The 13429-nt window shown below is 62.7% G+C and carries 13 protein-coding genes; 12 read left to right on the forward strand and 1 reads right to left on the reverse strand.

What is annotated here, in order from left to right:
- Complete coding sequence (locus PWP93_RS24810; protein WP_421046422.1) at positions 1–978, forward strand: isopenicillin N synthase family dioxygenase; 978 nt, start codon at positions 1–3, stop codon at positions 976–978.
- A 66-nt stretch (positions 979–1044) separates the two neighbouring features.
- The gene (locus tag PWP93_RS24815) at positions 1045–2424 is read left to right on the forward strand and encodes an FAD-binding oxidoreductase (RefSeq protein ID WP_421046423.1); all 1380 of its coding nucleotides are present in this window, start codon (positions 1045–1047) and stop codon (positions 2422–2424) included.
- A 197-nt stretch (positions 2425–2621) separates the two neighbouring features.
- Here the strand turns inward: PWP93_RS24815 and PWP93_RS24820 are convergent, their stop codons facing one another.
- Positions 2622–2975 (reverse strand): hypothetical protein, encoded by a 354-nt coding sequence (locus tag PWP93_RS24820; RefSeq protein WP_421046424.1) that lies wholly within the window; start codon positions 2973–2975, stop codon positions 2622–2624.
- Between the two features lie 2 nt (positions 2976–2977).
- On the opposite strand from PWP93_RS24820, the gene PWP93_RS24825 reads away from it, so the two are divergent.
- The 10 genes from PWP93_RS24825 to PWP93_RS24870 all read left to right on the forward strand — a co-directional run bounded on the left by PWP93_RS24825 (position 2978) and on the right by PWP93_RS24870 (position 13392).
- On the forward strand, positions 2978–4672 hold the full coding sequence (locus PWP93_RS24825; RefSeq protein WP_421046425.1) for a 5-guanidino-2-oxopentanoate decarboxylase: 1695 nt from the start codon (positions 2978–2980) through the stop codon (positions 4670–4672).
- A complete protein-coding gene (locus tag PWP93_RS24830; RefSeq protein ID WP_421046426.1) occupies positions 4669–6144 on the forward strand; it encodes an aldehyde dehydrogenase family protein in 1476 nt (491 codons plus the stop codon). Before PWP93_RS24825 ends, PWP93_RS24830 begins: the two co-directional genes overlap by 4 nt.
- Before the next feature lie 162 nt (positions 6145–6306).
- A complete protein-coding gene (locus PWP93_RS24835; protein WP_421046427.1) occupies positions 6307–7404 on the forward strand; it encodes an ABC transporter substrate-binding protein in 1098 nt (365 codons plus the stop codon).
- Between the two features lie 5 nt (positions 7405–7409).
- Positions 7410–8333, forward strand: coding sequence for an ABC transporter permease (locus tag PWP93_RS24840; protein WP_421046428.1), 924 nt, complete (start codon positions 7410–7412; stop codon positions 8331–8333).
- A complete protein-coding gene (locus PWP93_RS24845; protein WP_421046429.1) occupies positions 8330–9172 on the forward strand; it encodes an ABC transporter permease in 843 nt (280 codons plus the stop codon). The genes PWP93_RS24840 and PWP93_RS24845 overlap by 4 nt, the downstream gene beginning before the upstream one ends.
- Positions 9173–9211: 39 nt before the next feature.
- The gene (locus tag PWP93_RS24850; protein WP_421046430.1) at positions 9212–10294 is read left to right on the forward strand and encodes an ABC transporter ATP-binding protein; all 1083 of its coding nucleotides are present in this window, start codon (positions 9212–9214) and stop codon (positions 10292–10294) included.
- A 38-nt stretch (positions 10295–10332) separates the two neighbouring features.
- Positions 10333–11157, forward strand: coding sequence for a transporter substrate-binding domain-containing protein (locus PWP93_RS24855; protein ID WP_421046431.1), 825 nt, complete (start codon positions 10333–10335; stop codon positions 11155–11157).
- A 40-nt stretch (positions 11158–11197) separates the two neighbouring features.
- Positions 11198–11956, forward strand: coding sequence for an amino acid ABC transporter permease (locus PWP93_RS24860; protein ID WP_421046432.1), 759 nt, complete (start codon positions 11198–11200; stop codon positions 11954–11956).
- Positions 11956–12612, forward strand: coding sequence for an amino acid ABC transporter permease (locus PWP93_RS24865; RefSeq protein ID WP_421046433.1), 657 nt, complete (start codon positions 11956–11958; stop codon positions 12610–12612). The genes PWP93_RS24860 and PWP93_RS24865 overlap by 1 nt, the downstream gene beginning before the upstream one ends.
- Positions 12613–12666: 54 nt before the next feature.
- Positions 12667–13392: an amino acid ABC transporter ATP-binding protein gene (locus PWP93_RS24870; RefSeq protein WP_421046434.1), complete on the forward strand. Its 726-nt coding sequence runs from the start codon at positions 12667–12669 to the stop codon at positions 13390–13392.
- Positions 13393–13429: the final 37 nt, after the last annotated feature.

A 13429-nucleotide genomic window follows, 5' to 3' on the forward strand; every position in this document is an offset into this window, starting at 1 on the left:
ATGACTGATACCGCCTACATTCCTCTGATCGACATGCAGGGTGTGCGCAATCGCGACCGCGAAGTCACGCAACAGGTCGCGCGTGAAATCTTCCGGGCCTGCACAACCAGCGGTTTTTTCTATATCCGGAACCATGGCGTGCCGGCTGAAATCATTGAGCGTGCCCAGGCGGCGGCGCGCGCATTTTTTGCGCACCCACTGGAGGTCAAACGGCAGGCGGCGGTCAATCACCGGCATCGCGGCTTCAATGCGCTGGGCGACGCGACGATGTACCAGGCAACGCGTCCGGACTTCAAGGAGTTCTTCTCCATCGGTCTGGAACTGCCGGAAGACGATCCAACCGTGCTCGCGGGCGAAGCGTTGCGTGGTCCGAACAACTGGCCCGCGTTCATGCCGGAGTTGCGTCCTGCCCTCTACGACTACTACGAGGCGCTTGGCGCGTGCGGCTCGGAACTTCTGCGGGTGGTCGCGCTGAGCCTCGGTATAGGCGAGGACTTTTTCGTGGATAAGTACACCAAACGCCTGCAACGTACGCAAATGGTCTACTATCCGGACCAGGACCCGCAGTCTGAAGCCGATCAGTTCGGCGTCGCGCCGCACACCGACTACGGCTGCATCACGCTGCTGTGGCAAGACAACGTCGGCGGCTTGCAGGTACGCGAGCTCGGCTCGAACAGCTGGGTCGACGCACCGCCGATCGAAGGCACCCTCGTGATTAACGTCGGCGACCTGCTCGCGCGCTGGTCGAACGATCGCTTCCGCTCGACGATGCATCGCGTGACCAATCGCTCGGGACGCGAGCGCTATTCGATCGCAACGTTCTACGATCCCGACTATTGTGCGGTGGTGGACCCGCGCGGCCTGGGCGTCGGCGATGCGGACGCAAAGTATGAACCCGTCGCTGCCGGCGACTACATTCTCGGCCGCATCAATGCGTCGATGGGATACCGGAAGAATTTGCAGCAGGCGTCCCGCTGAGCGGGAACCGCAAGCCGGTTCGCAGGCAATGCGCTTCACTCCAAAATCGAACTCGACACGCCCCTCATGGAAACGATACTGAACGCGCTCAAAGACGCGCTTGGCGCGGACGCGGTGCGAACCGGCGATGACATCGCGAGCCGCTACCGTGGCGACTGGAGCGCGAAGTCTCCACAAGCCCCGCTTGCGGTCGTGTTGCCACGGAATACACAAGAGGTTGCCGCCGCGCTGCGGCTTTGCAATGCGGCCCGGCAAAGTGTCGTGCCTCAGGGTGGATTGACGGGCCTCTCGGGGGGCGCCGTGCCGACGTCGCGCGACATTTGCATTTCGCTGGAGAGAATGGCCGGAATCGAAGAAATTGACCGTTGCGCGGCCACCATGACTGTGCAGGCGGGCACCACGCTGCAGGCGATTCAGGAAGCCGCCGAGGCCGAAAATTTCGAGTTCCAGCTCGATCTCGGTGCACGTGGTTCGTGTCAAATAGGCGGCAACCTTGCGACGAACGCAGGCGGCATCCGCGTCATTCAATCGGGAACCGCTCGAGATCAGGTGCTGGGACTCGAGGTCGTGCTCGCAGACGGCAGCGTGCTGAGCGCCATGGGAAAGATGATCAAGAATAATACCGGCTATGATTTGCGGCATCTGTTCGTTGGTTCGGAAGGCACGCTCGGCATCATCACACGAGCCGTGTTGCGACTCGCCCCTCGCCCGGCCGCGCGACACACCGCGCTTTGTGCGCTTTCCGGATACGAGAGTGTCATCGCGCTGTTGCGAGCGCTCAGAGCTCGCCTTGGCAAGGAACTCAGCGCGTTTGAGCTGATGTGGCCGGACTTCTTCGAATTGGGCGTTTCCCTGTCCCGAAACCAGCATGCGCCGTTTTCAAGCGCGTACCCGCTCTACGCGCTGATCGAGCATACATCCTATGCCGACGACCGGCACGACAGTCTCGCGCAAACGCTGGCGAACCATCTCGAATCCGGCTTATTACTCGACGCCATTATTGCGCAATCCGAATCACAAGCTCGGTCGTTGTGGGGAATACGTGAGGCAACAGCGGAATTTCCCGTCAAGCTCACCCCCATCAATTTCGACATCAGCATTCCGATCGGGGACATCGGCAATTTCGTCGACATCTGCCGTGCCAAATTCAAATCCCGCTGGCCGGCCAGCCGATTGTTCTTCTTCGGCCACGTTGGCGATTCTAATCTCCACGTTACCGTAGATGGACGCTCGATCCCGGGCGTATCGCCCGACGCGGTCGAAAGCGCCGTCTACGATCTCGTCAGGGCGTTTCATGGATCGGTTTCGGCCGAACACGGCATCGGCCTGCACAAACGCGCATTTCTGGGCTACACGCGTAGCGAGACGGAGCTTGGGTGCATGCGGGCGATCAAGCACGCACTCGATCCCAACGGGATTCTGAATCCGGGAAAGCTGTTCCCCTGAAAAAGCCATCAGGTACGTATTGGGGATGACGAGCGCCATGCCCGCCCATCGCTCGGCCTGAGCGACCTTCCGAGCGACGCTCAACTCGACTGGTAAGGTTTTGTGGCCAGTTCTCATCGCGTTGATCTGCGTCTCGGCGGTTTGCTCACGATAGTACAGATCGTCCCACGCTCCGGCTATGGTCGATCCGCCGACTGTCACACTGTGGTTCCGCATAAAGCAATCGACTTCCCACCCATCGCTTTAGCGATCCCATCGCCTTCCACCTCGCACAAAGCAAAGCCGTTGCAGTCACAGGCAATTGCGATCCGATCCTGAAACTTCATCGACGTCTGCAACGACCGGGCATCGCGCGCGCGAGAACCTGGGAAGCGCCATGCGACCAATGCGGCTTGCAGCATTCGCAACGGCTCATGCAGGAATGTCATGCGTCTCATGAAAACATATCGATTGTTCGGCCCCGCGCCAGCGTCGAGAATGAATTCAACAGATGCGGCCGTGCACTTTCGGCAACGCTGCACGGCACACGAAACAACCAGGAGCGTGACCATCCATGAACCATCCCGACACCATTGTCTGCTTCGACGTAGCGTCAGCCACACACACCGTGCGGCCTGCCGCGCAGATTCTCACCTGCGGCGAGGCGCTCGTGACCCTGCTCGAGGGCTACGGCGTCGAGTATGTGTTCGGCATTCCGGGCGTGCATACGGTCGAGCTCTACCGTGGTCTGGCCGCCTCCTCGATCCGGCACGTCACGCCACGCCATGAACAGGGGGCGGGATTCATGGCCGATGGCTATGCCCGTGTCACCGGCAGACCAGGGGTCTGTTTCATCATCACCGGTCCTGGCATGACCAACATCGCGACGGCCATGGCGCAAGCCTATGCAGATTCGATGCCGATGCTGGTGATTTCGAGCGTCAACGCGCGACGCGAACTGGGCTGCGGCGAGGGGCGTCTGCACGAATTGCCGTCCCAGCGCGAGGTCTTTGCCGGTCTCACGGCGTTTTCGCATACGTTGCTCGACGCGGCCGAATTGCCGGGCGTGCTGGCGCGGGCCTTTGCCGTATTCGAAAGCGCCCGTCCGCGGCCGGTGCACATCGAGATTCCGCTTGACGTAATCGTGGCGCCGGCGGATGGCGTGAGCACAGTGCCCGCCGTATCGCCGGCTAAACCGGCAGCCAGCGCGGACGCTCTCGCCATGGCTGCGGATTTGCTCGCCGCCGCGCGCCGGCCACTCATTCTTGCAGGCGGCGGGGCGGTGCATGCGGCGGTCGAGTTGCGCGAACTCGCTGAACGCTTGCAGGCGCCCGTCACGCTCACCAACAACGCAAAGGGCCTGTTGCCGTGCGGTCATCCGCTCCTGATCGGGTCGACTCAGTCGTTGCCGCCGCCGCGGGCGATGGTGCGCGATGCCGATGTCGTGCTCGCGGTCGGCACGGAGCTGGGCGAGACCGACTATGACGTGGTCTTTGACCGGGGCTTTGGTATCGAGGGCCGACTGATCCGCATCGACATCGACGCGCAGCAGCTGATGCGCAACTTCCGCGCGGACGTCGCGATTGCCGGCGATGCGCAACAGGCGCTGAGCAGCCTGTCGAAGCGGCTGCATGAACTGCCCGTGGCCGCACGTCAGCCCAACTGGGGCGCGGCGCGCGTCGCGGAAGTGCGGCGCGCCGTGCTGGCGTCTTACGATGCGCCGATGCGCTCGCAGAAGCAACTGATCGACACGATCGCCAGTGCGCTGCCCGGCGTGGTCATCGCCGGCGACTCGACTAGCCCGGTTTATGCGGGCAACTTCGTGCACGATGCTCCGGCGCCGCGCTCGTGGTTCAACTCGTCGACAGGGTACGGCACGTTGGGCTACGGCTTGCCGGCTGCGGTGGGCGCAAAGCTTGCCGCGCGCGAGCGGCCCGTAGTCTGCCTGATCGGTGACGGGGGCATCCAGTTCACGCTGCCGGAACTCGCGAGCGCAGTCGAGGCAAAGGTGCCTGTGATCGTGCTGCTGTGGAATAACCATGGTTATGGCGAGATCCGCAAATACATGGCCTCACGCGACATCACACCGGTCGGCGTCGACATCTACACGCCGGACTTCCAGAAACTCGCGGCCGGCTTTGGATGCGAGGCGCGACGCGTCAATACGCGTGAATCGCTCGCGATCGAGTTGCAGCACGCGAATTTGCGCGACGTCCCGACGGTGATCGAAATCTTCGAAGCCGACTGGTTTGCACGGGTGCCGGCATGACGACAATGCCATCTGCTCAGGGTGAGGGCGTGCTGCGCACACAACTCTATATCGACGGTGTCTGGTGCACCGGTGAAGGCGGGCGGCGTCTGCCGGTCGTCAACCCGTCGACGGAAACCACCATCGCCGAGATCGATGCTGCAAGCGCGTCGGACGTAGATGTTGCAGTGAAAGCCGCCGCGAAAGCGTTCCGCGCCTGGAAGAGCACCACCGGCGCCGAACGGGCGGCATGGCTGCGTGCGATTGCTCGCGGCGTGGAGGCACGCTGCGATCGCCTCGCAACGCTCCAGTCGCTCAATAACGGCAAACCTCTTTCCGAAGCCGTGATCGACGTGAGCGACGTCGCGGCCACATTCGATTACTACGCGCAGCTTGCGGAACAGCTCGACGAAACCAGCGAAGCGGCCTTGGCGCTGCCCACCGATGAGTATCGGGCGGTGATCCGGCGGGAGCCGGCCGGCGTGGCAGGGCTGATCGTGCCGTGGAACTTCCCGATGGTCACCACCGCATGGAAGCTTGCGCCGGCGTTCGCTGCAGGCTGCACGGTGGTCCTGAAACCGTCGGAGGTCACGCCGCTGCCGGAACTGGAACTCGCGGCGATCGTGGCCGAAGCGGGTGTGCCGCGCGGCGTTTTCAATGTCGTCACCGGAACGGGCGCCGACGTGGGCGCTCCGCTTGCGGCTCATCCGTTGGTCGCCAAGGTGTCGTTTACCGGCAGCACCGCGGTCGGCGAGCAGGTGATGAAAACCGCGGCCGCCACGATCAAAGGCGTGAGTCTCGAGCTGGGCGGCAAGTCGTCCATCGTCGTGTTCGCCGATGCCGATCTCGACCTCGCCGTCGAGCTGGTGATGGGTGGCGGCTTCTTCAACGCGGGACAGATGTGCTCGGCGACCTCGCGCGTGCTCGTCGAGCGCCCCATCGCGCAGGCGCTCATTGCACGCCTTGCAGAGCGCGTGAGGCAGATCGCCGTTGGCGATCCGCTCGTGCCCGGCGTGCAAATGGGGCCGCTGACGAATCGTGCTCAGTACGAGCGCGTGCAGCGCTATATCGCCCAAGGCAAAGCGGATGCTGCGGTGGTGATCGAGGGCGAAGTGCCGTCCGGACCGGGATATTTCGTCAAGCCGACGATCTTCGTCGAGGTCCCTGCGGATAGTGCGGTGTGGCGAGAGGAAATCTTCGGCCCGGTGCTCTGCGTGCGCGCGTTCGACACCGAGGATGAGGCGATTGGCGTTGCGAACGATACCGAGTATGGGCTCGTTGCAACGGTCGTCACACGCGACGCCGCTCGCGAGCAACGCGTTGCGCAGGCGCTTGAAGCGGGTGTTGTCTGGGTCAACGCGCCTCAAGCGATCTTTCCGCAGACGTCGTGGGGCGGCTACAAGCGCAGCAGCATCGGCCGCGAACTGGGACCGTTCGGGCTCGCCGCCTTCCAGGAAATCAAGCAGATATTGAGCGCAGCGCGAAACATCTGATCGATGCGGGAAAACCCGACGCCATGAGTTCATGTCATGGGCCGCATGCGGAGATTTCGTTTGTTGGCGGGCATCGATCCCAATACAGTGTATTCACTTTTTAAACGGTCGGCAGGCGTTCCCGATTGACCCGAATCGATAGACCACGTAAAGGAGACGACCATGAATAGCTTCAAGCCGGGCAGGAGGCAGGCAATCAAGACCATCGGCACGGCGCTGGCTGCGTCGGCGCTGCCGATGCCATTCATTAGCACTGCAAAGGCACAGAAACGCAGTTTCGCAGGCAAGACGCTGCGGTTGCTCACATGGTCCGACGATACGGGCGCGGCGGCGCTGCGCAATATTGCCAATACGTTCAGCCAGGAGACGGGCGCGCGGGTCATCGCCGACCGCGCGGACGGCACGTCGGGCATGGTGGCCAAGGTGAAGGCCGCCGGCGAGCGTCCGACCTACGACGTGATCACGCTCGCGGGGGTGGGCGCGGCGGGTCTCGGCGATGCCGGCCTTCTCGCCAAGCCCGATCTGGACAACCTACCCAATCTCAAGGACGTTGCACCGCAGTACCGCACCGGCGCGAACGGTTTCGGCATTGGTTATCTTCTGTGGTCGGACGGCCTTATCTACAACACGTCGACTGTGAAGACCGCGCCGGCTTCATACGAAGCGCTGTGGGATCCGAAGTATGCGGGGCGTCTGTTTCTGCCGCCGCCCGAGTGGGCCGAAGCGGTCGATCTGGCGATCATCGCCGCGAAGCTGGGCGGCGGCTCGCAGCAGAATGTCGAGCCAGGTTTCAAAAAATTGGCAATCCTGAAAGACCGCGTGATGACGCTTGGCGAAAATCCGAATCAGGTGGCTGATCTGTTCCGCACGGGCTCGCTCGATATCGGCGGCATCTATTCGCCGGCCTTCTTTCCTGCGCAGATCAGGAAGCCCGAGTACAAGATGGGCGTCACTTACGGCATGAAGGAAGGCTTCGCCACCCAGCTGATGTTCTCGGTAATTCCGAAGGCACATCCCGGCGATATCGACCTGATTCATGCGTTCATCAACCACACGCTCGATGCCGGCGTGCAAGGCCGCATGGCTGCCGACGTTTTGAACGGCCCGGTGAATGCGAAAGCGATCATTCCCGCCGAGAGCCGTGCATTCGTGCCTTCGTCGCAGCAGATCGCGGAAAAAGCCGTATTGCACGACGACAAGTCGCTAGCGGTCGTGCAGGCCGCGTGGATCAAGCGCTATACCGAGATTTTCTCGTCCTGACGATCATGGCAGCCCTCTCTTTCCACCGGGAGAAGCCCGCGGCAGGCATGGCCGATGCTGCGGGACGCAACGATACGCCGGCGTTGCCGCGTGTGCCGCCGCTGTTGCTCCTCGCGCCCATCATCGCTTTTCTCGCCGTGCTCGTGGCTGCGTCGCTCGCGGTGCTGCGCATGAGCTTCGGCGTCGCGGGCAACGAGTGGCGTGCGCTCACGCTCCAGAATTATGCGGATCTCCTCGATAGCTATTTTCTTCACTCGCTGTGGCTGACGCTGCGTCTCGCGTTCCAGAGCATGATCTGCGCGGTCTTGCTTGCGATTCCCGTCGCGCTCGCGATGGCGCGCACCGAATCGCGGCTCGCGCGCCGGCTGCTGCTGGCAGGCGTGCTCTTGCCGCTGCTGGTCAATCTGCTGTTGCAGGGCTACGGCTGGCTGGTGATTCTCGGGCCGGCGGGGCTGTTCAATCATGCGCTGCTGGGCAGCGGCGTCATCCAGCGCCCGCTGCAATGGCTTTATCGCGAGAGCGGGGTGCTGCTTGGCCTGATTCAGACGGCCTTTCCGCTCGCTGTCCTGCCGATATCGAGCGCCATGCGCGCGGTGTCGCGCGCCTATGAAGAAGCCGCGGCGACGCTCGGCGCGACGCGTTGGCAGACGCTGCGCCACGTGACGTTGCCGCTGGCGACGCCGGGGCTGGTGTCGGGCGCGCTGCTGGTTTTCGCGTACAACGCGAGCGCATTTGCCGTACCGTTGCTGTTGGGCGGCCGGCGCGTGCCGATGCTGGCCGTGCTGGTGCACGATCAGGTGGCGCCGCTGCTCAACTGGCCCGCCGCGTCTTCATCCGGCGTCGTGCTGATGGTCGCGACGCTTGCCGTGATGGCGCTTTCGCAGCGGCTCGTGCGCGGCGTAAAACTCAACGGGGAGTCCCGCCCATGAGTACCCCGCGCCTTCCATCGGCCTTGCCGGGTCGCCTGAGCCGCACGACAGGGCTGCTCGCGACGATCGTGCTGTTTCTCGCCGCGCTGCCGATCCTGACCATGATCACCATGTCGTTCGGTAATTCGGACACGCTCGAATTCCCGCCGCGCAGCTTCGGCCTGCACTGGTATCGCGCTGCGTGGCAGACGTTCGTGTCGCCGGATGCCAGCGACACGCTTTCGATGGGCGCCGCGCTCTCGACGAGCCTCATCGTGGCGATCTCGACGATGGTGATCGCCACGGCGGTTTCCGCGCCGGCTGCTTACGCGCTGTCGCGCTACCGCTTCCGGGGCAAGGCGGTGGTCGAACAACTCGTCGCGCTGCCGCTGGTTTATCCGCTCGTGATGCTGGGCCTGTCGCTGCTATTGGTATTCAACGCGCTGCCCGTGGAGCTCGGCATGGTCCGTCTCATCGTTGCGCACGTGATTCTGGCGCTGCCGTTCACCGTGAAGAACTGTGCGGCTTCAGTGGCGTCGATCGGCCCCGAGTTCGAGGAAGCGGCCTGCCTGATGGGCGCGAGTCCGCGCCGTGCGCTGATCGATGTCGTGCTGCCGTTGATGCGACCAGGCATTCTCGCCGGCATGCTGTTCGCGTTCATCATCTCGTTCAATGATTTTACCGTAACGTTCTTCCTGTACAGCATCAACACCATGACGTTGCCAGTCTGGCTTTACAGCCGGACCGTGTCGTCGCTCGACCCGACCGTGTTCTCGTTCGCGGCTTTCATCGTGCTGATCGACTTCGCCCTGATCTGGCTGCTCGAAAGGCTGGTCGGCGACGAGGGTGTTGCACTGTAATCGCGGTCGCCCCAGCGTTCGACGGCACAAGGATCTCTCATGACCCATCTGACACTTCAGTCCATCACCAAGCGCTTCAACGCCGCGTACGCGGTCGACCACGTCGACCTGAGCGTGCCCGACGGGAAACTCGTCTGCTTTCTCGGGCCGTCCGGTTGCGGTAAGACCACGCTGATGCGGATCATTGCCGGTCTCGAGACTCCCACGTCCGGCACCGTGACATTCGCTGGCCGCGATCTGACGCAGGTGCCGGCGAACCGCCGCGACTTCGGCATGGTGTTCCAGTCGCTCGCACTGTTTCCGCACATGACGGTTGCGGAAAATATTGCGTATCCGCTGCGGCTGCGCCGCGTCGAGCGGAGCGCGCAAGCGAGGCGCGTCGCTGAACTGCTCGAGATGATCCAGTTGCCGCACATGGCCGGGCGCAAGGTCACGCAGCTGTCCGGCGGGCAGCGGCAGCGCGTTGCGATCGCACGCGCCATCGCCTCTTCGCCGAAGCTGCTGCTTCTCGACGAGCCGCTTTCCGCGCTCGATGCGAAGCTGCGCGAAGCCATGCAGGTCGAAATCCGCTTGCTGCAGCAACGTCTCGGTATCACGACGATCATGGTCACGCACGATCAACGCGAGGCGATGACGATGGCCGACGAGATCGTCGTGATGGAAAAAGGCCAGATCGCACAGGTCGGCAAGCCACTCGATATCTATCGCGATCCTGTCAACGAGTTTGTCGCGGATTTTATAGGACTAGGAAATATTCTGCCCATTACATTCGACGGTGGCCGGATCGGTCTGCCCGGCGGGCAATCGATCGTCATGAATGTTCCCGCGCGCGTAGCGGATGCGCCCGGCGACATCCGGCTGCTGATACGCCCCGAGGACGTGTGTGTCAGGCCCGCGACTGCGAACCCGGGCGAGAACGCCTTGCCTGGCAAGGTGACGTTCGTGAGGGACGTCGGGGCTTCGATCGAGGCCACGATCGAATGCGATGGCTTCACGCTGACGGCGGCCACGACGCCGCGCGAGACGCCGGACATTCGGGTCGGCATGCCGGTGCTTGCCGAATTGCCGGCCCATGCGTGCAAGCTCATTGCGGCGCGCACGACACGGCACACGATGCATTGAATTCTTTCACCACCAGAAAGCTGTACAGGAGACACGCCATGAGCACCGCGCCCCAAACTCATCAGCCCCTGAAACGCCTCTTTGCGCGCGCGACGGCTTCCGTTGCCTTCGCCGGCATGGCAGGCCTTTGCGCTTTCGCGCCGCTCGCGAATGCGGACGCGCTGGACACCATCCAGAAGTCGGGAGTGGTGCGCATTGGCGTATTCGAAGACTATCCTCCGTTCGGCTCGATCGGCCCGGATATGAAGCCGCAAGGCTACGACATCGAGGTGGCGAATCTGATCGGCAAGACGCTCAACGCGAAGGTCGAACTGGTGCAGGTCACGGGTGACAACCGCATGGCCTACCTCGCGGACCATAAAACGGACATGCTGCTCTCGGTGGGGCAGACGCCGGAGCGCGCGAAGGTGATCGACTTCTCGCAGCCGTACGCGCCGTATTACCTCGCGGTGTTCGGACCGAAGTCGCTCGCGGTGAAGAGCGCGAACGATCTTGCCGGCAAGACGGTTGCAGTGGCGCGCGGCACGCTCGAAGACCTGAGCGTCAGCAAGGTCGCGCCGCCTTCGGCGACCATCAAGCGCTTCGACGACCCGAACGGTGCGATCTCGGCATTCCTGTCCGGTCAGGCGCAGTTGTTGGTGGTTGGAAACGATGTGGGTGCAACGATCATGGCCCGCCATCCCGCGAACAATCCAGAGCAGAAGTTCTCACTTTTCAGCTCGCCGGACCACGTAGGCTTGAACAAGAACGAGGCGCGCCTGAAGGCGAAGGTTGACGACGCCATCGCCACGGCGAAGAAGGATGGCACGATGAACGCCATCTCCCAGAAGTGGCTGCGTGCGCCGTTGCCGGCCGATCTCTGATTCGCGCACTTCTCTTTAACGAAAAACGGGTGGCGTCACGATGACTTACACGTTTGATTTCAGCGACTTCGCCCCGTATGTGGGCATGCTCGCGCACGGTGTCGCGGTGACGCTCGTCCTGACGGCGATTTCGACGGTGCTGGGCGGCATCGTCGGCATTGTCGGCGCGATGGTGGCCGTTGCGGGGGGCAAGGGAGTGCGGGCGCTCGTGGCGGCGTATGTCGAATTGATCCGCAATACGCCGTTTCTGGTGCAGCTCTTCTTTGTGTTCTTCGGCTTGCCGAGCTTGGGCGTGCATATCGACGAGATGCAGGCTGCCGTGCTGGCGATGACTGTCAATCTGGGTGCCTATGCGCTGGAAATCGTCCGCGCGGGGATCGACTCGATTCCGCGCGGTCAGCTTCAGGCGGCGATGGCGCTTGGCCTGCAAGGCCGCCAGGTATTTCGCCATATTGTGTTGCCGCAGGCGCTCGCGAACGTGTTTCCGGCGCTGCTCGGCCAGGTCCTGATCGTGATGCTGGGCTCGGCTGTGGTGTCGCAAATCTCGGTGCCCGACCTTACGTACGCGGCCAATTTCATCCAGTCGCGCAACTTCCGTTCGTTCGAAAGCTACATCATCGCCGCGGTGATCTATCTGCTGCTGTCGATCGTGCTGCGCCTCCTGATTAGCAGGCTGTGCAGAGGACTTTTCGCCGGACGCTCGGCCCGGGGCGCCGCTGGCGCGTCGCGCAACGGATTGCGCGCCTGGTTTTCGGCTCGTGCCGCTGCGGTGGCCGGCATTCAGACGGAGCGTTCGTAATGGTTGAATTTTCGCTATGGGATATTGCGCGTAATCTGCTGCTCGCGGCGCGGTGGACAGTCATTCTTTCACTGATCGCTTTTGTCGGGGGCGGCGTTGCAGGGTTCGTGCTGCTCGCCATGCGCGTGTCGCCGGTATTGTGGCTGCGCCGCGTCGTGGTCCTGTATGTCGAGTTGTTTCAGGGTACACCGCTCCTGATGCAACTGTTCCTTGGCTTTTTCGGCTTGCCGCTGCTGGGCATCGAGGTGTCGCCGTGGCTTGCCGCGACCGTGACGCTCACGCTGTACACCAGTGCCTATCTGGTCGATATCTGGCGGGGCTGCGTCGAGGCAGTGCCGCGCGGGCAGTGGGGCGCCGCCGCGAGTCTCGGCATGACCTGGACCCAGCAACTGCGCTACGTGATCTGGCCGCAGGCGTGGAAGATCGCCGTGCCGCCCACGGTCGGCTTTCTCGTGCAGGTCGTGAAAAGCACGGCGCTGACGTCGATCGTCGGCCTCACCGAGTTGACCAAGACCGGAACGATGATCACGAATGCCGCATTCCGGCCATTCCCGATCTACGCCATGGTGGCGCTCATCTACTTCGCGATGTGCTTTCCGCTCACCTGGTATGCGCGTGTGCTCGAGCCGCGGTATCAGCGCGCCCGGCGCCGCTGAAGCGGCCGGCGTGGCGACAGCATCGGTTCCCTATTTCCAGAAGCAGGTCTCGACATGATTTCCATCAGCAATGTATCCAAGTGGTATGGGCAGTTTCAAGTGTTGACCGATTGCACGACCGAAGTGAAGAAGGGCGAAGTCGTGGTCGTCTGCGGGCCGTCCGGCTCCGGAAAATCGACGCTGATCAAGACCGTCAATGGGCTCGAACCGTTCCAGAACGGCGACATTACGATCAACGGCGAATCGGTCGGCGACCAGCGAACCAATCTGTCCAGGCTGCGCTCCAAAGTCGGGATGGTTTTTCAGCACTTCGAACTGTTTCCGCATATGTCGATCACCGACAACCTGACGCTCGCGCAGACGAAAGTCCTCGGCCGGCAGAAGGACGAAGCCACCGAGAAGGCCCTGCGGCTGCTTCATCGTGTCGGGCTGCGCGCACATGCACACAAGTATCCCGCACAACTGAGCGGCGGGCAGCAGCAGCGGGTTGCGATTGCGCGAGCGCTGTCGATGGATCCGGTTGCCATGCTGTTCGACGAGCCCACTTCGGCGCTCGATCCGGAAATGATCAACGAGGTGCTCGACGTGATGGTCGAGCTGGCTCAGGAAGGCATGACCATGATGTGCGTTACGCACGAGATGGGCTTCGCGAAAAAGGTCGCCCATCGGGTGATCTTCATGGACCACGGTCATATCGTCGAGGACGATCAGAAGGAAGCGTTCTTCGCCAATCCGAAATCGGATCGCGCCAAGGATTTTCTCTCGAAGATCCTGCATTGACGGCTTCAATTGCGAAACGGTCTTGTAGCACCTCGAG

Origin of the sequence: Paraburkholderia sp. A1RI-2L, from assembly GCF_048957375.1 — a bacterium.
GTDB lineage: Bacteria > Pseudomonadota > Gammaproteobacteria > Burkholderiales > Burkholderiaceae > Paraburkholderia.

Excerpts from the sequence above, each read along its gene's own strand:
- PWP93_RS24810 (WP_421046422.1), top strand. The coding sequence starts at position 1 with ATGACTGATACCGCCTACATTCCTCTGATCGACATGCAGGGTGTGCGC.
- PWP93_RS24815 (WP_421046423.1), top strand. The coding sequence starts at position 1,045 with ATGGAAACGATACTGAACGCGCTCAAAGACGCGCTTGGCGCGGACGCG.
- PWP93_RS24820 (WP_421046424.1), bottom strand. The coding sequence starts at position 2,975 with ATGGTCACGCTCCTGGTTGTTTCGTGTGCCGTGCAGCGTTGCCGAAAG.
- PWP93_RS24825 (WP_421046425.1), top strand. The coding sequence starts at position 2,978 with ATGAACCATCCCGACACCATTGTCTGCTTCGACGTAGCGTCAGCCACA.
- PWP93_RS24830 (WP_421046426.1), top strand. The coding sequence starts at position 4,669 with ATGACGACAATGCCATCTGCTCAGGGTGAGGGCGTGCTGCGCACACAA.
- PWP93_RS24835 (WP_421046427.1), top strand. The coding sequence starts at position 6,307 with ATGAATAGCTTCAAGCCGGGCAGGAGGCAGGCAATCAAGACCATCGGC.
- PWP93_RS24840 (WP_421046428.1), top strand. The coding sequence starts at position 7,410 with ATGGCAGCCCTCTCTTTCCACCGGGAGAAGCCCGCGGCAGGCATGGCC.
- PWP93_RS24845 (WP_421046429.1), top strand. The coding sequence starts at position 8,330 with ATGAGTACCCCGCGCCTTCCATCGGCCTTGCCGGGTCGCCTGAGCCGC.
- PWP93_RS24850 (WP_421046430.1), top strand. The coding sequence starts at position 9,212 with ATGACCCATCTGACACTTCAGTCCATCACCAAGCGCTTCAACGCCGCG.
- PWP93_RS24855 (WP_421046431.1), top strand. The coding sequence starts at position 10,333 with ATGAGCACCGCGCCCCAAACTCATCAGCCCCTGAAACGCCTCTTTGCG.
- PWP93_RS24860 (WP_421046432.1), top strand. The coding sequence starts at position 11,198 with ATGACTTACACGTTTGATTTCAGCGACTTCGCCCCGTATGTGGGCATG.
- PWP93_RS24865 (WP_421046433.1), top strand. The coding sequence starts at position 11,956 with ATGGTTGAATTTTCGCTATGGGATATTGCGCGTAATCTGCTGCTCGCG.
- PWP93_RS24870 (WP_421046434.1), top strand. The coding sequence starts at position 12,667 with ATGATTTCCATCAGCAATGTATCCAAGTGGTATGGGCAGTTTCAAGTG.